This window comes from Paenibacillus melissococcoides (assembly GCA_944800085.1).
Lineage (GTDB): Bacteria > Bacillota > Bacilli > Paenibacillales > Paenibacillaceae > Paenibacillus_B > Paenibacillus_B melissococcoides.
Window position 1 is genome coordinate 300,556 of record CALYLO010000005.1, and the last position, 21,824, is coordinate 322,379.

Below are 21,824 nucleotides of genomic sequence, written 5' to 3' on the forward strand. Positions count from 1 at the left end.
CCGTTACTCTTGGATCTTGATGTTCTGAATGTCTTCCCAGGACAAGCCATGGTTGTGCGAGGAAGCATACTTCGTGACCGTCATATAGAACAGGCCTTCCGGGAACGAGGAAAAGGTCTTCACGTCCGATGCGGCTGGCTCCGCCAACTGCTTGTAGCCTTCCAATGTAAGCGCAGGCGACGCGGCCTTGACCTCGCTCACCCATTGGTCGAATTCCTCCTGGGAAGCGGCCTCCACGTCAAAGTGCATCTTGGCGAAATCTTTACCGGTGAAGTTCGCGCCCGAGCCCCAATATTGACCGGGTTCATCCGCCTGCAAATAAAGCGTCATCGCCATCCCCGACATCGCGTACATCTGACCGCCAAGCTGCGGAATCCAGAAGGAATTCATCGGCGAATCGGCCGTAATCTCGAACCGGATGGGCACATCCTCCGGGATCTTGATGGTATTGACTGTCGCGATGCCTTGCTCCGGATATTGGAACAACCATTTCCAGTCCAGCGAGGTCGCCTGGATGGTCAGCGCTTTTCGGTCCGATTCAAGGGGCTTGGACGGCTCCAGGGCATATGTGCTCTGTACGGTAATAATGCCTAACACGGCAATCACCACGATCGGAATCCCCCACCAGATGACCTCCAGCTTGGTGTTGTGCTCCCACTCCGGCGCATACTTCGCTGTCCTGCCTTCCTTGTCCCGGTAGCGCCACACAATGATCGCCGTAAGTATGAGAACCGGCACGATAACGATAGATGCCAACACGGTGGAGATCACCATGAGATCCCGCTGTTGTTCGGCAATCGGCCCTTTCGGATCGAGCACGATGATATGCTCGGCGCATCCGGTCGTCAGCAAGAGCAGCGACGCGAGCATGGATAGGAACGCCAGCCAGCGGAAGGCGTTGGATCTCTTCATTTTTTCATCTCCCTATCGAATGGTGTGATTTATATCACGCCTTACTTTAAAAGGGAACGGTGCAGGTGTCACCATCCACTCGCAAACTGAAAATACCGACCATGTTCAACAAACTGAAACAATTGTTTTCCTCTCTAGCGCCGTCCCCTTGCAGATTTCGTCCCTTCTTAGTTCGATTTTTGTTCACATCTCTAAAAAAACAGAGGCCGCATGCCGATATAAATAGTACAAGGAACAACACAGTTTCTTGGACATCCGTTCTTGGAGGGATTTATATGACAGTTTTCATAGCAGTTCTCGGATTCCTAGGAGCAGTAATCCCCCCCCTGATTGATTTGCTGAAGCACTTCATAGCTTAGTCCCATTCCCCACACGCACGCCCATGAATCGCGGCCTGATCGCCTTGGTTCATGGGTTTTCCTTGTTCTTTGACCCTCCTGGCAAGAGGCCCGTCAGTCCCGCAATAGACAAAAGACGCCTTCAGCCCCGCAAGATAGCGAGGTTGAAGGCGTCTCTGTGAAATGAGACTTTAAAGTCTGCTCAGCGTTATTGCATGCGATGCTTCCAGGATCGGATGGCGATGTCCGTCAGCACGCCGAACAGCAGCGTTGCCAGCACATTGTGCAGCAGGCTGGCAAATAAATAAGCATTCTCGTCGGCAATCGTCGCCGTGAGCAGTGCGCCGCTAAGTATCTGTGCAATGGCGAGCGCGAGGGCCATCACGGTTCCGGACCTTGAATCGGAACGCAGGCTCTTGAAGGGGGCGCGGCGAACAAGGAGATGCAATCCGGCAAGCAAAAGAAGCAGGACCGCGGCGGCGACGCGATGCGCGAACACAATTCCCGCCGCTCCGGACAGGTAGGGGATCAACTGCCCATTGCATAGCGGCCAGCCCATGCAGGCCCCTTCGGTCCCCGTATGGCGGATGTAGGCCCCCAAATACACGACGCCGTAACAGTAGGCCCAGATGCCCCATGCCGCAACATAAATCGACTTCGGAAGTTGTCGGGAGGAAGCCGGCTCTGTCTTTTGATCCGCCCGATAACACCACGCCACCAGCAGCATGCTGCTGGCGACCGCAAGCAGCGATATCCCGAAGTGAAGCGCCATCACGGCCGGCTGCTGCGGCCATTTGACCGCCGCCGCGCCCATCAAGGCTTGGACGATCGTGAACAACAGCGTCCCCCCGGCATACCCAATCGCCTCGCGGTGATGTCTCAGATACCGCCATGTATACCAGAACGTCACCACGACGATGATGCCCACGATTCCGGTAACGAAGCGGTGGGAATACTCGATTAAGGACTCCAGCGTGTAGGCCGGAACGAACTTCCCGTTGCACAGGGGCCAGTCGTCTCCGCACCCCCGCCCGGAACCGGTCTTGGTCACGAGAGCTCCCGCAAGCAAGACAAGAAACATGCCGACGAAGGAAGACCATGCCAACAAGCGGTAACGAAACGATAACAAAAGACATGACCTCTTCTCTGTGCTGTATTATCTACTGCCGCAGTAAGCCTGACTGCCGCACTTCCGTGTAGAACTGCTTGAATTCCTCGATATTTATCTGCTGTGCGGCGTCGGATAATGCCGTGGCGGGATCCGGATGAACCTCGACCATGACGCCGTCTGCCCCTGCCGCCAGCGCCGCCTTGGCGCAAAGGCGCCATAATATCCTTCCGTCCGGTGGAATGCGTGACATCGACAAGCACCGGAAGATGGCATTCCTGCTTCAGGATCGGCACGGCGGAAATGTCGAGCGTGTTCCGGGTCGCCTTCTCATACGTCCGAATCCCGCGCTCGATCAGCATCACTTGGGTATTGCCCCGCGAGACAATGTATTCCGCCGCATGAAGGAATTCATCGATCGTGGCCGCCAGACCGCGCTTCAACAGGATCGGCGTGCGCACCTCTCCGGCCGCCTTCAGCAGCTCGAAATTTTGCATATTTCTGGCGCCGATCTGGATCACGTCGATGTATTCGCAGGCCATCTCGATATGGGACGGATCCACGATTTCGCTTATCGTCTTCAATCCGAACTCGGTGCCGACTTCTTTCAAAATTTTCAAGCCTTCCACCCCGAGACCCTGGAAATCGTATGGGGAGGTTCTTGGCTTGAAGGCCCCTCCGCGCATGACCGTAATGCCGGCTTCCTTGAGCGCTGCCGCGACTTGGCGGACCTGCTCATAGCTCTCGACCGAGCACGGCCCGGCGATCATGACGGGCATTTCTCCTCCGACCGCAACCGAATCCAGCATGACGATAGTATCTTCCTGCTGATTTTTGCGGCTGACCAACAGATGCTTTTTTTGTTCCTCTTGCTGCAGATTCAGAGATGCCTGAAAAATTTGCTTGAACAGGTGGCGAATCGTTTTGTCGTCAAACGGTCCTTTATTGCTGGCGACTAACCGGTCAAGCATCGCTTTTTCCCGCACCGGGTCGAACTTGGGAACGCCCTGCTTCCCTTTTTCATTCCCGATCTCCTGGGTAAGGCGCGCCCGTTCCGACAGCAGCTCCAGCAGTTGTGCGTTAATCGCGTCCAATTGCTCGCGCAATTGATGTACATTTCGTTGCGTCATGGCAATCTCTCCTTTTCTCTTTCTGCAAAAAGGGGGTGTCTCACAGGCACTGCAAAATGATGGAGATGACGAGGTAACAGAGAATGTGGATGCGGGAAAAACGGCGGCGCGCAAACCGGTCGAAGATGGATGAAGCAGTGAAATGCTGCGTGGATGCATCAATTTCTGCTCTTTAAGCCGCTATTTGATGAAATTCCTGTAAAAGTACATTATTTCCAACGATTTTTGTCTTTTATCGATGGGATAGTCAGAAATTGATGCCGTATTGCAGGATTCCCTGTAACGGAGTACACGTCATAAAGGAAAAGTGTAGTTTTGCAGTTTTTCGGCGAGTCGAGCTTTGAGAATCAGGGGGGCTATCTCACTGTAGTGAAATACTACTTTTGGGACACCCCCCTGGCTTAGGTCGCCCGAGGGCGGCCAAGGCGAGGATCCGCAGCGGTGCGGATCCGCCTTCCTATCATTATGACATGCCTGCAGTTCGTACGACTTCTTGTTTTTTATCGTTCACGATGAATTGAAAGACGTCCGGACGGCTGTAATGTCCGGTCACATCGAAGTCAAAGCGGCTCTGGGCAACCTCGGAAAGATCGAGGGTGGCGATAAGAATGCCTTCCTCGTTATATAACGGCTCTACAACATACTCGCCAAGCGGGCCAACTATCGCGCTTCCCCCTCTGCACAGCAGATCGGGATCTCCCTTGATGTCCTCATGACAGGCCACATCGTCAGGATAGGAAGCCTTGGTCGCGAACTGATTGCAGGCAATGACGAAGCAGCGGCCTTCACAGGCGATATGCCGTATCGTCGCTTGCCACGTGTCGCGGGCATCTGCCGTCGGCGCCAGGTAAATGTCGATGCCTTGCGCATACATGGCCATGCGGGCGAGCGGCATGTAGTTCTCCCAGCAGATCAATCCCCCGATTCTTCCGAATGGGGTCTCGATCGCGGTCAGCGTGCTGCCGTCCCCTTGACCCCATAACAGCCGTTCCGAACCGGTAGGGACAAGCTTGCGATGGGTCCCTAGCAGGCTGCCGTCCGGCCCGATGTATACGATCGAATTGTACAGCGTTCCGGTGCTGTATTCCCGATCCCGCTCCACGGCGCCGATGACCAGATATACGCCCAATTCCTTCGCCAATTCGCCCCAGATAGCGGTCTCGGTCCCCGGGATATCGATGGCGCTGTCCCAGTACCGCGCCCAGTCTTTTCTCCCGTCGGCATTCCGGCTGCCCACGCGCGCGCCGAAGCTTAGACCCCGCGGATAGCCGGGCACGAACACTTCCGGGAATACAATCAATGCCGCCCCTTGTCCGGCAGCCTCTCTTGTCATCTGGTCAATCTTCCCCATGGCGCTTGGCTTATCGAACAACATGGGCGCGGATTGAACGGCAGCCACCTTGATATAACGCTTTTTCATTCCCCTAACCCCCTTCCATGCCGCCTTGAATATAACGGAAATGCCGCAACCCGTAACCATCCAATCGGACGATTACTGCACCATCCGCTTGACTGCGCTAACCGGATTGGCCTGCTCCCTCCCAATTGGATGGTTACTTTCCGGACGCCATGCTTTACATTCTTGATTACATTCATGCGACGAGAAGCATGTTCATGCATCGTTCATCACTTATTTTGAGAAATGGAGTGGATAGCAGTGCTTACCGAAGACCAATTGCGCGGCGTGATGGTTCCTATCGTGACGCCCTTCGATCGCAGCGGAAATGTAGACTTCGACTCATTTACAAAACTGATTGCGCGCTTGCTGAGCAAAGGAATTCACGGCCTGGTCGTGAATGGAACGACCGGGGAATCCCCGGTGATCGAATCCCGCGAGCTCGAAGGCCTCATCCTGGCTGCGCGCCAAGCCATCCCGGCAACCCAAGGCGTCCCGCTTATTGTAGGGACAGGATCTAACAATACGTTGGCTACCGTGAAAAGAACAGCGCAGGCCAAATCGCTGGGAGCGGATGCCGCACTCGTCCTGACGCCCTATTACAATCGTCCCTCGCAGCAAGGCATCATCCAGCATTTTCAGGCGCTGGCCGAGGCGGAATTGCCCGTTATTCTGTACGATATCCCTTACCGCACCGGGGTGCAGCTCGAATTCGAGACAATGAAAGCGATTATGAGGATGGATCATGTGATTGGCCTCAAAGAAAGCACAGGCAATTTGAAGCGGCTCGCCGCACTGGCCCGCTCCATGAGCAAGCCTGTGCTGTGCGGAGAGGATGAGCTCTTTTTTGCTTCCTTGTGCTGCGGGGCGGCTGGGGGAATAGTAGCGAGCGCGAATCTGGACAGCGATCAGTTCGTGCAAGTGTACGAACAGTACCAGGCGGATAACATCAATGAATCGCGCAGAATCTTCGATCAACTGCTGCCGCTTATCCAGTTTCTCTTTTCCGAACCGAATCCCGCTCCGTTGAAATGGCTGCTCGCGCAGCGCGGACATATCCGCTCCGGCCGGCTTCGCCTGCCGATGACCTCGATTAGCAGCGCCGCGAGCAAGAAGGGAACCCGTCTCATCCAAGGGCACACGGGAACATAGCATCGAACACCAAAAGCCTCCTCGCCGTTCTGGTTGCGGAGGCTTTTCCATGTCAGCCAATGGCATGCTCTGTCCATTCCGACAGCAGCAAGCGGGCCGGGAAGCTTAATTCCCTGCTTTTATGAACGATCATTCCATGCGTCGAGCGGATGTCGGAACGGATCGGAAGCACGTCGAATTCACCAGCCTCAAGCTCGGCTTGCACCGCAATTTCCGGAATCAGGGCAAAGCCTGAGCCGCATTTCACGGATTGCTTAATCATGTCAAGGCTTGGGAGCTCCAGCGCCTCCTTCACGGCAATGCCCGCCTCCTGCAGCGCCTGGCTCGCTTGCGTATGATACAGACAGTCGGTTCCGAAGCTGATCAAAACCTCTTCCCTTAACCGCTGAAGCCCCTCCGTCTCCACCTCCCTCATCAGCGCCCGGGAAGCGATAAAGATCAATTTCTCCTCAACCAAGGGATAAAAGACGACGTCATGCCGCTGCGGATCGCGCGGGACCATGCCGAAATCAATCGCATGCTCCAGCACATGATCGAGAATGTCCTGATAAAAGCCCGCTTCAATCCGCAATTTCACCTCGGGATACTTATTCACAAAATACTGCATAAAGGAAGAAAAGCGCGTCAGAAAAAAAGATTCCTGCATGCGAAGATAAACCGTTCCCTTCGGCTGCTCCAGCTCATTCATCGCTTCCTCGATCGAAGATCCGAGATGAACAAATTGATAGGCGTATTTCATTAATTTTTCGCCGGCGGGCGTAGGCTTCACGCCGCGCGGCAATCGATGGAACAATTTCTGCTTGCAAGCCTGCTCCAGAGACTGAATATGGGTGGTTACCGTCGATTGAACATATCCCAGCCTATCCGCCGCGCGGCTGAAGCTTTTTTCCTCCATCACGGCAATAAAGGTTTTCATGACTCTCCCTTCCAGCAATTCTATCATATGATCTCCCTCCTGGTATCGAAAAATGAAATACATCAAATCGCATTTCCTCATGACTGCGATAGCTCATTCCATGATATCATAAATCCCGCAACAACATTACAAATCAATTTCAAAATTCGATAGGAAAGCGAGAGGATGAAGAATGAGTAAAAAACAAGGCTTCCGATTGGGTGTCTATATTTTCAAAGATGCCGAAGTCGTCGATTATGCCGCGCCTTACGGCGTATTTTCGGTAGCGCGCAGACTGGATCCCGGGCTTGACGCCTTTCTGGTCGCCGATGCATTAAGACCTGTCCAGACCCAAGCGGGCCTTACGGTCCACCCCAACTACAGCTTCAACGACATGCCGGATATGGATGCCTTTCTCATCCCCGGCGGGTTCGGAACCCGGCAGGAGACCTACAACAAGCGGCTGCACCACTTTATACGCTCGCTGCCCGAGACGACCTTGCTGACCAGCGTCTGCACCGGCTCCTGGATCTATGGGAAGATGGGACTTCTGGACGGGCTGCCGGCGACCAGCCGCAAAGAACCGGATCGGCTGGAAGCTTCCGACATGGGCAAGGTGCCTATCGAACGGCTTGCCGAACTCGCGCCGGCATGCACGATCAGCCGGGCACGCATTGTCGATGCCGGCCGAATCATTACCGGAGCAGGCATCGCCTCCGGCATGGAAATGAGCTTCCATCTGCTGCGGCGGGCCGGATATGACGAAGCCTTCATCTCGGATGTAGCCCGCGTGATGGAATATTCCGAAGCGTACAGCGTGTACAAAGAGGATATCGAATATTTCCATCCAAGCGGAAAATAAGCGGGCAGACCGCATGAAATCAACAGCGACCGCTCCCTGGTTCGAACCGGGGAGCGATCGCTGTGTCTCGTCTTGACGCCATCCCCAAGCACGAATCTGGGTGAATGACCATACACTACACCAGATGAACATCTGGGAGTGAATGAACTTGATCAAACTGACATTGGAAGCCGCGAAATTGCTGATCGCCGCCGCGGAACGGAAGTCCCGCGAGCTCGGTCTGTCCGAGGTGATCGCCATCGTGGACGAAGGGACGAACCTTATCGCGCTGCACCGGATGGATAATGCCCGGATCTCCGCTATCGATATCGCTATCAACAATGTCAAAAAAGGGATCATCGTCGGGGGGATCGGCGTAAGCGGCGGCACAAGCGCGCAAGACATTGAAGTGGCCAATGCCGCCGTGCAGGCGTTCGAGAGTATTCACGAGCGAGGCGGCTCGCCAATCGGAACGGTACGAATCGGCACGGGCAATTCAACCTATCCCTCGCCTTACTTCATTCGTGAATGAACGGATTACTTTTCACTGAAGGCAATTTGCGCGGCGATAAGCCCCAGCAAAGTACCTTGAATATAGTTCATTTTTCGAGAAATCGACGGGCTCTTTGCTAAAAGGGAACGCAGCTTTTCCGCAAAAAAGCTGATCACGCTAAACAGAATGATGGCCTGGAGTATAAAAACGACTCCCAAAACAAGCATTTGCACCGGGACATGACCGGCTGCTTGATCGACAAACTGAGGCAACAAGGCCAAGAAAAACAAGGATACTTTCGGATTGAGGAGATTCATCAATATTCCTTTTTTGTATAACGCGTAATAGTTTACCGCTGTCTCCTCATTCCATGTGAGCACGGATCCTTTTTCACGAAACGACTTCCAGGCCAAATACAATAAATAGACGGCTCCGGCATACTTCACGACCGCAAATGCGAGCGCGGATTGATAAATAATCGCTGAAATCCCGAATGTCGCGGCGGCAACGTGTACGATCAGGCCCGTACACAGCCCAAGCGCCGTTGCTATGCCGGCTTTTTTCCCCTGGGATAGGCTCTGCGCAAGGACAAACACGTTATCTGGGCCAGGCATCAGCGTAAGAAGTACGGCCACCCCCAGAAAAGATAATACGGCCAGGACGTCCATTCGATCAGCTCCCCTCTTTTGTTCACTGGCTTCCCTTCGCGTAGCCATGCAGATTTCTGCGAATCATCGATATAAATTCGGTAACGTAAGCTTCGTATTTTTGATGTCTGCGCGTACATAAGGCGATCGTATTGACGGGAAGCATCTCGTCCACATGCACTCGGGCCAGCTCTCCCCGATTGACATGCTCCCTGGCTGCCAGAGAAGAGATGAAGCTGGCTCCATACCCGGAAGCGACGGCATGAATCGTCTCGTTCAGGCCGCTAAATTGGAGCGCGACTTGGGGAGGGCTTACCAGGTGCGTCTTGCAGAGGGCGAACAGCCGCTCCCGGATCGCGCTTCCTTCCTCTCTCATGATAAAGGGCTCCTTCATCATTTGACCAAAGGAGATATGCCGATTCGCATACTTGTGGTCAGGGGCGACGACGAACCACACTTCATCCCGAAAGAGCTCCTCCCGCTCCACTTCCGCGGAATGGCTATCGGGCTCTCCTCCGCATATCGCGATATCCGCCCCGTAATTCATAAGCTGCTCCAGCGCATCCTGCGTGTTCGCCGTTGTAATCTGCACCTCAATTTCCGGGTGATTGCTTTTGAATTGGGCAGCCCATCTTGGAATGAGGCAGCTCGTTGCCAAGTAGGTTCCGACGATGCGCAATTTGCCGCCGCGATGCCTGCGATATTCTTCCACCATCGCTTCGATCTGCCCCTCCAGCGCGAAGAGCCGCTTTGTCGGATTCATTATTTTTTGACCAATGGCCGTAAGCGCGACTCCCCTTCCTTTCGCCTCGAACAGGGGGACATCCAGTTCTTTCTCGAATTTCTTAATCTGGGCCGTGATGGCCGGCTGGCTAATCTTCAGCTTCTCCGCCGCTTTCGTTACGCTCCCTGTCAAGGCAACGGTATAACATATTTTGAGGGCATGCAAATTCATGCTTCGCGCTCCCTATTATATATTTTCATTATGAATATCGTTCAAAATATATTATTATTCTATATTTTTCAATAGTATACTCGAGACGAGAACGGTATGTAAAGATGGAGGGCTGCGCCTTGGCAAAGACGACATTATACTTGACGAGACATGGACAGACGGAATGGAATGTGGAAGAGAGAATGCAGGGCCACAAAGACTCGCCTCTTACAAGCTTGGGCGTGCTGCAAGCGGAATGGCTGCAACAAAGATTAGAGCCGGTGCGGTTGGATGCGGTCTATTCAAGCTCCAGCCTGCGGGCTTGGAGAACGGCCCGGATCGCAGCGGGCCATAAGCAGGTCAGCATCAGGCCGATGGATGAATTTATGGAAATCAATTTGGGGCTCTGGGAGGGACAGCATATTGAATTCATCGAGAACCAGTTTGGCCAACAGTATTTACATTTTTTCAACCGCCCGGATTTGTATCAGCCGACAGGCTGCGGAGAAACCTATGAGCAGTTGATAAGCAGGGTAATCCCCGCTATCGACAGCATCATCTCCAGACATCAGGGCGAGACGGTGCTGATTGTGACTCACCGCATTACTCTGAAGACAATTATGGGCTATTACGGAAATAAAACATTGCATGAGCTTGGAAGCTTGCCGGATATCCAATCGGCCAGCCTCAGCAAAATATCGATAGAGAACCGTGTTCCAACCATTGAAATGTACGGGGATACATCTCATTATCAATAGGGAGTGCGGAATTCTCCTATCCCATGGGGAGCGCACAAGACTGCGGGGAACAAGAATATAGAGGGGAGAAGCGGCGGCGGGAAAAGGGGCCGATGATGGGAAGCCATCAAATCCTGCGTAAAGGCAGGAATTTACTTGATTTCGTCTGGTATCTGACGCAATTCCTGCAAAAATCAGGCTGTTGGAAAACCCCTGTTTTTTACGAAGTAATATCATTGTAATATCATTTTGCTGGGAAAAAGTGGTGTTTGGTGAGAGAGAATGGAGGGGGGATGGGGTCTTTGCTTTACCCCACCCTTCTGGCGAGATGTGTGGCTATCTTTTTTATGTTCTGTGCAGTGGCTGTCATTAGCACTTGCTCCTGCACCTTGTCTCTTCCCCGAAACCGGCAATAGCGAAGTCCATGGAGCACTTTGGCATCCGCGAAACTTCGCTCAATGGTTTGGGCGCGTAGGGCATAAACGGCTTTTCCGCTCTCACTCTGGAAGTTTTGAACTACTTTCTCTTTGTGTTCTTCCCAGATATGCCGTTGTATGGTGCGTTGTTTATTTTTGTTCTCGTTACACTTGCTCAATAATGGACAGGCAGCGCATTGTTTGGGATCGGATTTATAATCTCTGAATCCTTTTCGTGTTGTGGTGCGGTACGTGAGTTCTTGCTGGTTTGGACAGATAAAAACATTCTTTTCTGCATCATAATGAAATTTCTCTTTGGGAAATACACCGTGTTCACGGGTCGAACGCTCTGGAATAACTGCCGTGATGTTTAATTTGTTCGTACGGTAACAAACATAGGCCGTCATGTAACCAGAGTCGAGTGCAACGGCCTCCAGCGACTTTTCCCAGCCAAACTTCTCTATTTGATGTAGTAGACGATCCACATAAACAACCGAATCATTCACATTTCCAGGCGTAACGTAGCAGTCCGTAATCACGTTGTATTTATGATCTACGGTGCGGTGATCTAAATAATGAAACCCTTCCGGTTTTCCATCCCGATTCAGGTTTCCGCTATCCGGATCTGTTAAGCTAACTTTTTGTTCCTTGGTTTCGGCCTCCTCTTTGGGAGGCAGTGGCTTTTTTCCAAAAGCGACCCGATCCTCATTCACGGCTTGCTCCAGCTCTTGGAGATATTCATAAGGCGTACAAGTGACTTCTCGTTTCTCGTACCGTCCGTTATTGGCATTTGCCTTGATATGCGTGGAGTCGGTAAAGAGCAGCCGCCCTCCCACCATGTTGTGCTGAATCGCCTGCTGAACGATATTATCGAAGATATCTTGGAAGACGGTAGTATCCTTAAACCGATTTTTCCGGTTCCAGCTAAAGATCGAATGGTCAGGCGCTTTGCCGGAAAGCCCGAGCCGTAAGAACCACCGAAAAGCCAGGGAATCGTTGACGACTCGCTCCAGTTCTCGCTCTGAGCGAATGTTATACAAGTAGCCGATCAGCAGCATTTTAAAGAACACAATGGGATCCACAGATGGTCGGCCGTTCGACTCGCTGTAGTAAGGACGCACAAGGTCCAAAATAAAGGTAAAATCAATATGTTTATCGATATGACGAAGCAAGTGATCAGGGGCAACCATATGCTCAAGACAAACCAGTTCATAGTCCAGTTGTGGGTTGGGATCATTCGTGTAAAGCATACAAACACCGCGCTTTCCATGGATTATGATAAGAACATTATACCAAATTAACGCGGTGAATGGGTAATTAACATAGACTTTCTCAACACTCTGAAAAATGCATCATTTTCCTCGATTTTTGCTTTTCATCTGTAGGCATGACTGACATTGATGCGGTTTTGCAGCAATTCCTGTAACGGAATAAACATCATATAGGAAAACTGCAGATTTGCAGTTTTTCGGCAAGTCGCGCATTGAAAAGCAAGGGGACTGTCTCTCACTGCAGCTAAAAACTGCGAATGGACAGGCCACTGCTTGCGGCTAGTTGCCGATTTTAGCTCCGATATGAATTTTCCGCCGGGCGGCCCATGCTTAAACCTTCCCTTGTATCGTCTTCATTAATAATGGCTAATGTCTGATGATCCTCCCAGCGGCCATGAATTTTCACATTTTGCTTGGCAATCCCTTCCTTGTGGAATCCGGCCTTGAGCAGCACTTTGATAGAACCTATGTTATGCGGCATGACGCCCGCTTCAATGCGGTGAAAATCCAGTTTGTCAAAGGCATGCCGGACAACAAGCTTAACCGCTTCGGTCATATAGCCTTTCCCATTGTGTTCCTGATCCAGAAAGGCCAAGCCAACAGCTTTGCAGGTTGTATCTGACGACTTCGGTCAACATGATTTCGCCAATGACTATTTCCCGATGCTCGCAAGCAAATGACAAAGAAGTATGCTTTGTCTTCTTTGCTTTGTTCCACCGCCTATTTAATTCGATCCGCCTGGCCTTGTAGCGTATAAAAAGACGCTTCCCGCAACCCTGTGAACTGTTGAAAGAAATGCCTGTTCTTTACTTTGAGAGCGAGCAGCATATCCGCATCCGACTCCTCGACAGGCCTGACGTACACGTTGCTTCCGATCAATTTCATGATACCTTCCTCCTTGGGTCTAAAATTAAAAAAACCACAGGCCCCCCCTGCGGTGCAAATCACATTCAATGCAACCACAGGGATGCGGCCTGTGGCTTTTTTTCTCTACTGTATCCTGGCAAGATCACGCGAATCTACAGGAAATAGCCGCTTTCATCCGATTTTGGACATACTTCTCCCGTAATTGCGGCATGATCAAAGAAAACAGCGGTAGAGTACCCTGTACCTGCAGACAAAGACTTCAAAGCTCTCTTCTTCATACGAATACTCCTCCTTTCGCCATTTCCTCGTCATAAGTGCAGATGATGGTACCATGTAAATATCTAACACACATTCTTCACGTACAACTATATAATTGTTTTCATCGTACTTGGAAAAAGAAACAATTGCAAGCCCCGCCCAGGGTGATGAATACCGCGCATGATCGAGCGGCTATCAGGCTATCTGCCGGCCCCAGTCGCATCACTTTTACATGATAAAAAAACGAGGGCGCAGCAGCGATTTCAACATCGCCCTGACCCTCGTTTTGCTTGCCTCTCATTTCGTCCTTACACTTACACCAATTTCACCAAATGATATTTCTTCTTTCCTTTGCGGATAATGATGAAGCGTCCTTCAATCGCATGCTCGGCGCCGACGACGAATTCCAGATCGGTCACCCGCTCGCCGTTCAGCGAAATGGCGCCATTCGCAATATCCTCGCGCGCCTGGCGCTTCGACGGCTCAATGCCTGTATCGACGAGCCACTCCACGATATTATTGGATTCTGTGGAAGCTTCAAACGTCGGCATTTCCTTGAAGCCTTGCTCAATTTCATCCGCAGTCAATGACCGGATATCGCCGCTGAACAGCGCGGCCGTAATTCGTTTCGCCTGAGCCAGCATCTCTTCTCCGTGAACGAATCTCGTCATTTCTTCGGCCAGCGTAATTTGCGCTTCGCGCTTATGCGGCTCGGTGCGCACTTTCTCGGCCAGCGCTTCAATCGCCTCTTTATCGAGGAAAGTGAAGTATTTCAAATATTTCACGACATCGCGGTCATCGGTGTTCGCCCAGAACTGGTAGAACTCATACGGCGTCGTCTTCTTCGGATCGAGCCAGATCGCTCCGCCGGCCGTTTTGCCGAACTTCGTGCCGTCCGCTTTCAGCATCAGCGGAATCGTCAGGCCGAACGCCTTGGCCTCAGGGCCTTCCTTTTTGCGAATCAAGTCCAGACCGCTCGTAATATTCCCCCACTGATCGGAACCGCCGATTTGCAACTGTACGCCCTCTTCCCGGTACAGATGCAGGAAGTCCATAGATTGCAAGATTTGGTAGGAGAATTCAGTGTAGGAGATCCCGCTCTCCAGGCGGTTCGCCACAATATCTTTGGCCAGCATCGTATTAATGCTGAAATTTTTCCCGTAGTCGCGCAAAAAGTCAATCACATTCAACTGATGCGTCCAGTCATAGTTGTTCACCATCCGCAGTTGATTGTCCCCGTCGGTCAGGAACAGCTTTTTCATCTGCGCGGTCAGCGCCTCCACATTCGCCTGCACCTGCTCCATCGTCTGCAGCGAGCGCTCGGATTGCCGTCCGCTCGGGTCGCCGATCGTTCCGGTCGCGCCGCCGATCAGAATGACGGGCTTGTGCCCCGCCAACTGGAATCGCTTCAGCATCATGAATGGAATGAGATGCCCGATATGCATGCTGTCTCCGGTCGGATCCACCCCGCAGTACAACGATATCGACTGTTCTTCCACCAGCTTGCGCAGCCCTTCGGCATCCGTCTGCTGATTAATCGCCTCGCGCCATTCCAATTCATCAATAATATTCAACATTCTCAGCTCCCTGCCCTGTTCTTTGTCTTATAAGCCTGAATATACGTGAAAATAAAAAATCGCCCCTGATCTGCACCAGATCCAGGGACGATTGAATAACCGCGTTACCACCCAACTTGTACAACGACCGGAAGAACCGGATCATCATACCGCTCTCAGCCCGTTATCGTGAGCTATCCCGCTTGGCATTACCCAAGATACTCCAGAGTGTAATTCGCAAGGAAACAGTATGCTGCCAGGTCCCATCAACCCCTGGCTTTCTGTGAACAGTGACTGCCTGCTACTGCGCTCTTTCAACGTATATTCCGTATAAGATTACAAGCCATTATAGTGAATTATGAATCGGTTGTCAAATAGAGGGCAGCCAAATTATGAACCTGCAGCAGGCATTGGATAAATTCATCTTCATTACTCCACTATATAAAAAACCCCTAGTTCATCCCATCTCCAAAAAAATAGTTTAGCCGCTCCCCTTTACAAAACATTTATATTGAATTTACGTCCCGATTACACATTCTTGCCATTCCTTTAACAATTCCCTTCCATAATGAAGGAGGTTAAGTACATATTTGGTTGGAGGGATACCAATTGAGTTTATTCGTACGGAGATCACTGGTTGCTGCGCTGGCACTGCTGATGCTTCCATTTGGCGCATGGCAATCCGACGAGGTACTGGCCGCGGGAGCAGGGAAGCCGCAGCCGGAATCCAAAAACATCATCGTGCTCATCGGCGATGGCATGGGACCCGCGCAAGTATCCGCAGCACGGATTTACTCCAAAAATAAGCTGAAAAAGCCGTCTCTGAACCTGGACAGCATTTACGTCGGTCAAGCCACGACCTTTGCCGACAAAGGCGAAGACGGCGACACCGTCGTGTCCGGCGAAGTTACGGACTCCGCTTCTGCGGGAACGGCCTTAGCGACCGGACATAAAACATACAACGCAGCCATCAGCGTCTCGAACGAGGATATTTCCAAGCCATTCGCTTCCGTCATGGAAGCATCCAAAGCCGCAGGAAAGTCGACTGGACTGGTTACGACAGCGCGCATCACGCATGCTACTCCGGCCGTATACGCCGCACATGTCCGCAACCGTGACAATGAAAATGCGATCGCCTCTCAATATTTGGAGTCCGGCGTGGATGTACTGTTAGGCGGCGGCAAGCGCCATTTCGTCAGCAAGAAAGAGAAAGGCAAGCGTGACGACAAGACGATCATTCCCGATTTTGAGAAAAAAGGCTATAAAGTCGTATACGATAAAAAAGGCTTGCAGGTCCTAACGTCGAAAAATCAAAAAATTCTCGGCTTGTTCCATGATTCCCACGTCGATTATATGCTGGATCGCAAGCCGGAGACCCCGAGTCTTGCCGACATGACGGCCAAGGCGATCGAAGCTCTGTCCGCGAATCCGAAGGGGTTCACGATGATGGTCGAGGGCGGACGAATCGACCATGCCGCCCACGCGAACGATTTCGGCGCCATGATCCAGGAGACGCTCGATTTCGACGCCGCCGTGAAGGTAGCGCTTGACTTCGCGAAGAAGGACGGCAACACTTCCGTTGTCATTACAGCCGACCATGAGACGGGCGGCCTCTCGCTTGCCCGCGACAATATTTACGAGCTGAACGTAGCCGCATGGGACGCACAAAAAATCTCTTCCGAGCTGCTCGCGCCACAGCTTGCGCAGGCAACGTCAACAGCGGAAATCAAGGAGCTAATCAAGAAACATACCGGATTTACAGATATTACGGAAGAAGAGGCGCAGTATATTATGGAGGGAGACGGCACCTCGTACAAGCAGGAAGGCGCCTTCAACCAGGTGATGGCCAAGCGCTACTTGATCGGCTGGTCCGGACACGGCCACTCGGCCGTCGACGTCGGCGTGTGGGCTTACGGTCCGATCGTGCAGCATGTGCAAGGGCAGATTGACAATACAGCAATCGCAACCAGCATCGCGCAAGTCGCCGGGTTGGATCTGGAAAAAGCAACAAAAGCTCTGCAAAGCAAGCACCTGTACCCGAAATATAAAGTAAACGGCGACGGCGACGTTCTATTCCCTGCCGTCAAGCTCGCCCAAGCCCTGCAAATCAAAGTCGCGGATAACAAGGACACGAAGGTCACGACCTTTACGAAAGGCGATGTGACCTTAAACGTGCAGAGCGGAAGCAAAGTGACCGTGAACGGCAAAACCAGTGCCCTTCCGGCCGAGCTTGATGGCAATGTTCTCTATCTGAATCTGGAGGCGTTCAGCCAGTTGACAGGCCAAACCTTGAAGTGGGATGCCTTGTCCGAACGCATCATACTGAAATAAATGATTATCGGGCGGGATGATGCTTATCATCCTGCCTTTTTTAAGGGGGCGGCCCTGTGAGCCGACCGACTCGATCAGCCCTTCTAGTAAAGGCTGACGGCATCCGCGCTATCTAGTCTGGGCTGGCCGCACCGGCGTCTTCTAGCAAGGCTGCCGTACCAGCGCCTTCTTGCAAGGCTGCCGCATCAGCGCCTTCTTGCAAGGCTGACCGCACCAGCGACTTCCCACCTGCAACGCCCTACCCCGCGCTAGAGGACAGCAGCCGCTCATGTCCCCCCGCCGCATCACCAATCCTGTAAAATTACAGTTTTGATTTTTCGGGCAAGTGTACTCGAAGCCAATCCTGCAAAATTACATCATTTTTCCTCTATAATGCTTAGTCCGCCCGTTATTTCACGAAATTGCTGCAGCGCTGCAGCAATTTCCTCTTAACCCACCGGAAATGGCCAAAAATCCTGTACTTTTGCAGCTTTGGTCCAGCCACCATCAAGTTTTGGCCCACCATCAAGCTTAGATCCACCATCAGTTTTGAGCCACCATCAGTTTTGAGCAACCACAAAGCTTTGAGCCACCATCAGTTTTGAGCAACCATCAAATTATGGTCCACCAGTAGTTTTTTCTCCGCCATCAATAAGTGATCCGGAACATGAACGGGTTAGAGAACACGCTGATTTTTCTATAGCCAAGCGCCAAACATGTCCTGCACCTCTTGCTCAGAATAGCCATCCGTTTTCTCCACCTGAACCATAAGCAAAGAAAAGAGCCTTAATCCGCTTGCGCTTCGGACTAAGGCTGCTTTTTTGGAATCTATCTCACTTTGTTTCTTTCCATTTTCGCTTCAATCACATTGAGCCCGGCAATCAATCCTTTCCGCCGGCCCACACGTCTTTGACGTAACGTCCTTCGGCCTCGAGCCGATCGAGCCATGCTTTCGCCTCCGCTTCGCCAACGCCGTGAACCGTCTGATAGCATTGGCGCAAGGCGGCCTCTACATCCGGTGCCATCCTGCTCCCGTCGCCGCACACATAGAACTGGCCTCCCCGGTCCAGGATGCCGATGATTTCCATGTCCCGCTCCTGCATCAGATGCTGGACATACGTTTTCGGCTGCCCCGGAAGCCGCGAAAATGCGGTGTGCACCGTAACAAGCCCCTCTTGCTGGAACTGCTCCAGCTCCTCTCGGTATATATGATCCGCTTCGTCGCGGCAGCCGAAATAGAGATGCGCCCCGCCAAGCTCGGCCCCTTCCCGCTTGAGCGCGCGGCGAGCCTGAAGGAACCCGCGGAACGGCGCGACCCCCACCGTCATGCTGGCCTTCCGCGGCTGCACGCGCGGTGAACTGGAAATCGAATAGTATCGCGCTTTCAGCGGAGGCAGAAGCTCCAAAAACCGTTCAAACGGCATTTCACAGGCTGCGTATTTTTCCAACAAATCAAGCATCGATATCCGCTGCCGCAAAATATCCGACTTGTATGCCTCTTCCTCCAGCAATGCTTCCAGCTCCCGCTGATGGGGCGGGCATGCGGTACGTGCGGCAAGCTCCCGTATCTGCGCGCGGGTCGCCGGCTCCTGCAATTCCACGCTGCGGCCGAGCAGGTCGTACAGCTTGACCGGACGCTCCAGCGGCAGGTGCGCCACGCTCAGTCCGGAGGTTTTCAGAAGGACATGGTCATTGCCATCCAATTCGAAGCGCTTCAAGACACGTTCGACGAGCTCCTTCCGATTTTGCGGGAACACGCCCACATGATCTCCCTCTTGATACACGCTCTCCTCCGGAAGGGCAATTTCAATATGGCGCGTGCGGCGAACGCCTCCTTCCTTTTGAAGCTCGCGATTCTCAACGACCAGGGCATAGCGGGCGTCGTACATTTCGGCAAGCGGCGCTTCCATCATGCCACGAACCACTTCCACGGACAGCTCGGGGGCTGTTTGACGCTCCATCGCTTGGAAGCTCAGTCCTAACGAGCTCATCACGGCAGGCCAGAGCTGATCGCGCCAATTTTCCACCTCGGTCTCGAAATCGCCGCTAACATCGCCGCCGCCCAGCGGTAAAAGCCGCTTCGCCCCTTTCGCCGCCATCTGTTCGTCAATCCATGCCGGAACGCTCTGATACGTGCTGGCCCAGCTGCGGTCGCCGCAGCCGAAGACGCAATAGCGAATCCCTGCCAATTCGCCAGGGCGGGCTTGACGAAGCCACTGCACGAAGCCGCGCGCATTATTAGGCGGCATGCCGTTATAGGACGACGTTACGATGTAGATCACGCCCTCCGTCGGCAGCTTTCCGGCATAATCGTTCAGCGGCGCTACCTTGCTCTGGAAGCCTTGGTAACGCGCCGTATCCGCCAGCTCGCGGGCAATCCCCTCGGCCGTGCCCAGATCGGAGCCGTACAGCACGAGCAGCGGGCTATCATGGCGCTCCGCCGGATCCGAAGCTTCCCGTTCGGCAGCCTGTTTCTTCGGCGCTGTCGTCCCGCTTCCGGCGCCTGCGAAAATAAAGCCGGTTTGTCTGCGGCGGGGACGGATTTTTATCGTAAAGCCATCGGGCTTTATCGTCAGCGTCTCCTTCACCTTCAACTGGTAATGGGCATGATCGATGAATTCGAAATGCTTGAGCAGCAGTCCCAGCACCAGTGTGGCCTCCTGCAGCGCGAATTGCTGGCCGATGCAGGCCCGCTGCCCGATACCGAACGGCTTGTATGCATCATGCGGCACCCGGCTCAGGTCCTCGAACCGTTCCGGACGGAACACCTCCGCATCCTCGCCCCATGCGGAGACGTCCCGATGCAATTGGGGAATCAGGACAACCATCCGGTCTCCTTGGTTCACCGCATATTTTCCCGCCAGCACCGTATCCTGCTTCGCCTGCAAAGAGAATCCGGGAACCGTCGGCCATAGACGGAGCGCTTCATCGAGAATCATGCGGACGTATTTCAAGTTCTTCACCTGGGCGTAAGTGGGAACCGGATCGGTTAACACGCGGTCTACCTCGTCATATCCCTTTTGCAGCTTATCGGGATTATTCAACAGATAGTACAGCGCAAAGGATAATAAACCGCTCGTCGTCTCATGGCCGGCGATCAGGAGCGTAATAATCTGATGCCGAATATTCGTGTCATCCAGCGCCTCTCCCGTCTCCGGATCTTGGCCCTTCAGCATGTGGGCCAGCAAGTCATCCTCTTCCTGCTGACCTTGGGCCTTCCGTTCGGCGATAATTTTATCGACCAAGGAAAACATAAATTCGAGATCCTGCTGGAGCTGGCGTCTCGACTTCACCATCAGCATATCCTGAATGCCGAGGCGCTGCGCTTGGCTCATCGTTTCACTGAGCGCCCGCACCATGCCGGCGACGAACGGATGCGATTGCTCGCGGTAAAAGCTGTTAAACCGGTAATTGAAGCCGCATAATCCGATCGTATCCAGCGCCAGCCGCGTCATATCTTCCGGCACGTTCACGCTTTCATCCGGATTAAGGCGCGACCACTTCTGGACGAGTTGGATCGCGATCTCCAGCATCTTGTCGAAATAACCGCGCATCGCCGTCCGGCTGAAGCTCGGGAGCAAAATATTGTGAGCCTTCCGCCAATTCGGCTCTTCGGTCTCCGAAGTGAACAACCCGTCCCCCAAGATGGCGCGCACCTTTTCCAGCACGGTTTTGTCGACGATTTTGTCAAAACGGGACGGATCGGCAAGCTCCTTCACCGATTCATAGCCCGACACAATGTGCAAATGCCCAAACGGCAGCTTTACACGAAAAAATTCGCCATACTCTTCGGCCAGCTTCATGAACGACTGAATCGGCATTTCCGTGTCAATCTGGGGCAGGTTGCCTAGCGGCCCGTATGTTCTAGGCTGTGGAATCGCAATCGTCATGCTACTACGCCTCCTCATTGGAAATCGCATCACGGAATGAATATTCATTCCGCATTGTGGTATGAAAAGCGACCAGGTCAATGGACCCGTATCGCATTCCAACAGCATTCCTCCACGCCGGCAAGAAGCTCGTCCGTTTCCTCCAATACCTCCGCTCTGATCGTTTCGAACAGTTTGACGAGAGCGCCATAGAAAATGGAAATCAATGCATTCGGCGGCAATGGAGAGATGATTCCTTGCTGCTGTCCTTGGACTAAGAAGTGACGAATAAAATCCATGCCCGTTTGGAATGATTTCAGGCTTTTTTCGTCCAGTAATCGAGGATTCAAGTGTGAATCAATGAACGAGAACGCTTCTCTGTTTCGTTTGGCAAAATGGATCGTTTGCATAAAAATGTGATGAAATTGCTGCCGCACGGTTCCGGATTCGGGAAAACCCTGGGTGACCGTGTGGAAAAATCGCTCCGTGCATTCTTGAAACAATGAATTCAGAAGGACCTCTTTGTTTTCGAAATACCGGTAAATAGTACCGGCTCCCACATTGGCGCTCTCGGCAATCATCGGCACGGTTGTCGCATCGAAGCCGCGCTCCGTAAACAAATGCAATGCTGCCAGTAAAATGTCTTCTCGCTTCGTCGTCGCCACAAATCTCACCTTTCTCACGGAATGAACGT

18 protein-coding genes, 1 pseudogene and 1 other annotated feature are annotated in these 21,824 nt (G+C 52.8%); of the genes and pseudogenes, 5 read left to right on the forward strand and 14 right to left on the reverse strand.

Translation table 11 applies throughout. The features are described 5' to 3' along the window. Positions 1 to 3: 3 nt before the first annotated feature. The 4 genes and pseudogenes from cyoA to OCY70_RS19275 form a co-directional block, all read right to left on the reverse strand. Positions 4 to 912, reverse strand: a complete 909-nt coding sequence (gene cyoA, locus OCY70_RS19260; RefSeq protein ID WP_213428987.1) for a ubiquinol oxidase subunit II — start codon at positions 910 to 912, stop codon at positions 4 to 6. Positions 913 to 1,458: 546 nt separating this feature from the next. After that, a complete protein-coding gene (locus OCY70_RS19265; RefSeq protein WP_213428988.1) occupies positions 1,459 to 2,379 on the reverse strand; it encodes a COX15/CtaA family protein in 921 nt (306 codons plus the stop codon). 31 nt (positions 2,380 to 2,410) lie between these two features. Then, positions 2,411 to 3,488: pseudogene (locus OCY70_RS19270) on the reverse strand (bifunctional 3-deoxy-7-phosphoheptulonate synthase/chorismate mutase). A 463-nt stretch (positions 3,489 to 3,951) separates the two neighbouring features. After that, positions 3,952 to 4,908: a carbon-nitrogen hydrolase family protein gene (locus tag OCY70_RS19275; RefSeq protein WP_261945104.1), complete on the reverse strand. Its 957-nt coding sequence runs from the start codon at positions 4,906 to 4,908 to the stop codon at positions 3,952 to 3,954. A 237-nt stretch (positions 4,909 to 5,145) separates the two neighbouring features. Between OCY70_RS19275 and dapA the strand changes: the two genes are divergently transcribed. Next, a complete protein-coding gene (gene dapA / locus OCY70_RS19280; RefSeq protein WP_213428990.1) occupies positions 5,146 to 6,036 on the forward strand; it encodes a 4-hydroxy-tetrahydrodipicolinate synthase in 891 nt (296 codons plus the stop codon). Positions 6,037 to 6,088: 52 nt separating this feature from the next. On the opposite strand, the gene OCY70_RS19285 is transcribed toward dapA, so the two are convergent. After that, the gene (locus OCY70_RS19285; RefSeq protein ID WP_213428991.1) at positions 6,089 to 6,979 is read right to left on the reverse strand and encodes a LysR family transcriptional regulator; all 891 of its coding nucleotides are present in this window, start codon (positions 6,977 to 6,979) and stop codon (positions 6,089 to 6,091) included. 145 nt (positions 6,980 to 7,124) lie between these two features. Here OCY70_RS19285 and OCY70_RS19290 point away from each other — a divergent pair, with 145 nt between their 5' ends. Next, the gene (locus OCY70_RS19290; RefSeq protein WP_213428992.1) at positions 7,125 to 7,793 is read left to right on the forward strand and encodes a DJ-1/PfpI family protein; all 669 of its coding nucleotides are present in this window, start codon (positions 7,125 to 7,127) and stop codon (positions 7,791 to 7,793) included. Between the two features lie 142 nt (positions 7,794 to 7,935). Further along, the gene (locus tag OCY70_RS19295) at positions 7,936 to 8,304 is read left to right on the forward strand and encodes a GlcG/HbpS family heme-binding protein (protein WP_373871476.1); all 369 of its coding nucleotides are present in this window, start codon (positions 7,936 to 7,938) and stop codon (positions 8,302 to 8,304) included. Between the two features lie 5 nt (positions 8,305 to 8,309). Here OCY70_RS19295 and OCY70_RS19300 read toward each other — a convergent pair whose 3' ends face one another. Together OCY70_RS19300 and OCY70_RS19305 are read right to left on the reverse strand one after the other, a co-directional pair. After that, entirely contained in the window at positions 8,310 to 8,933 is a 624-nt protein-coding gene (locus tag OCY70_RS19300) for a LysE family translocator (protein ID WP_213428994.1), read from the reverse strand. A 22-nt stretch (positions 8,934 to 8,955) separates the two neighbouring features. Beyond that, positions 8,956 to 9,867, reverse strand: a complete 912-nt coding sequence (locus OCY70_RS19305; RefSeq protein ID WP_213428995.1) for a LysR family transcriptional regulator — start codon at positions 9,865 to 9,867, stop codon at positions 8,956 to 8,958. A gap of 119 nt (positions 9,868 to 9,986) precedes the next feature. Between OCY70_RS19305 and OCY70_RS19310 the strand changes: the two genes are divergently transcribed. Then, complete coding sequence (locus OCY70_RS19310; protein ID WP_213428996.1) at positions 9,987 to 10,604, forward strand: histidine phosphatase family protein; 618 nt, start codon at positions 9,987 to 9,989, stop codon at positions 10,602 to 10,604. 286 nt (positions 10,605 to 10,890) lie between these two features. On the opposite strand, the gene OCY70_RS19315 is transcribed toward OCY70_RS19310, so the two are convergent. The 5 genes from OCY70_RS19315 to tyrS form a co-directional block, all read right to left on the reverse strand. Next, a complete protein-coding gene (locus tag OCY70_RS19315; RefSeq protein ID WP_261944512.1) occupies positions 10,891 to 12,249 on the reverse strand; it encodes an IS1182 family transposase in 1,359 nt (452 codons plus the stop codon). Positions 12,250 to 12,562: 313 nt separating this feature from the next. Beyond that, positions 12,563 to 12,826 carry a GNAT family N-acetyltransferase gene (locus OCY70_RS19320; protein WP_249725314.1) on the reverse strand — a complete coding sequence of 88 codons (264 nt, stop codon included), beginning with the start codon at positions 12,824 to 12,826 and terminating at the stop codon, positions 12,563 to 12,565. Between the two features lie 164 nt (positions 12,827 to 12,990). Further along, on the reverse strand, positions 12,991 to 13,155 hold the full coding sequence (locus tag OCY70_RS19325) for a hypothetical protein (protein ID WP_249725312.1): 165 nt from the start codon (positions 13,153 to 13,155) through the stop codon (positions 12,991 to 12,993). 134 nt (positions 13,156 to 13,289) lie between these two features. Further along, positions 13,290 to 13,415 (reverse strand): hypothetical protein, encoded by a 126-nt coding sequence (locus tag OCY70_RS19330; protein ID WP_261945105.1) that lies wholly within the window; start codon positions 13,413 to 13,415, stop codon positions 13,290 to 13,292. A gap of 294 nt (positions 13,416 to 13,709) precedes the next feature. Further along, positions 13,710 to 14,969 (reverse strand): tyrosine--tRNA ligase, encoded by a 1,260-nt coding sequence (gene tyrS, locus OCY70_RS19335; protein ID WP_213429208.1) that lies wholly within the window; start codon positions 14,967 to 14,969, stop codon positions 13,710 to 13,712. 83 nt (positions 14,970 to 15,052) lie between these two features. Continuing rightward, positions 15,053 to 15,278 (reverse strand) — a binding site (T-box leader). A gap of 330 nt (positions 15,279 to 15,608) precedes the next feature. On the opposite strand from tyrS, the gene OCY70_RS19340 reads away from it, so the two are divergent. Further along, positions 15,609 to 17,282 carry an alkaline phosphatase gene (locus OCY70_RS19340; RefSeq protein WP_373871481.1) on the forward strand — a complete coding sequence of 558 codons (1,674 nt, stop codon included), beginning with the start codon at positions 15,609 to 15,611 and terminating at the stop codon, positions 17,280 to 17,282. An 860-nt stretch (positions 17,283 to 18,142) separates the two neighbouring features. Here OCY70_RS19340 and OCY70_RS19345 read toward each other — a convergent pair. Continuing rightward, on the reverse strand, positions 18,143 to 21,151 hold the full coding sequence (locus tag OCY70_RS19345) for a bifunctional cytochrome P450/NADPH--P450 reductase (RefSeq protein ID WP_315973923.1): 3,009 nt from the start codon (positions 21,149 to 21,151) through the stop codon (positions 18,143 to 18,145). 77 nt (positions 21,152 to 21,228) lie between these two features. Further along, positions 21,229 to 21,795: a TetR/AcrR family transcriptional regulator gene (locus tag OCY70_RS19350; RefSeq protein ID WP_213429201.1), complete on the reverse strand. Its 567-nt coding sequence runs from the start codon at positions 21,793 to 21,795 to the stop codon at positions 21,229 to 21,231. Positions 21,796 to 21,824 lie beyond the last annotated feature (29 nt).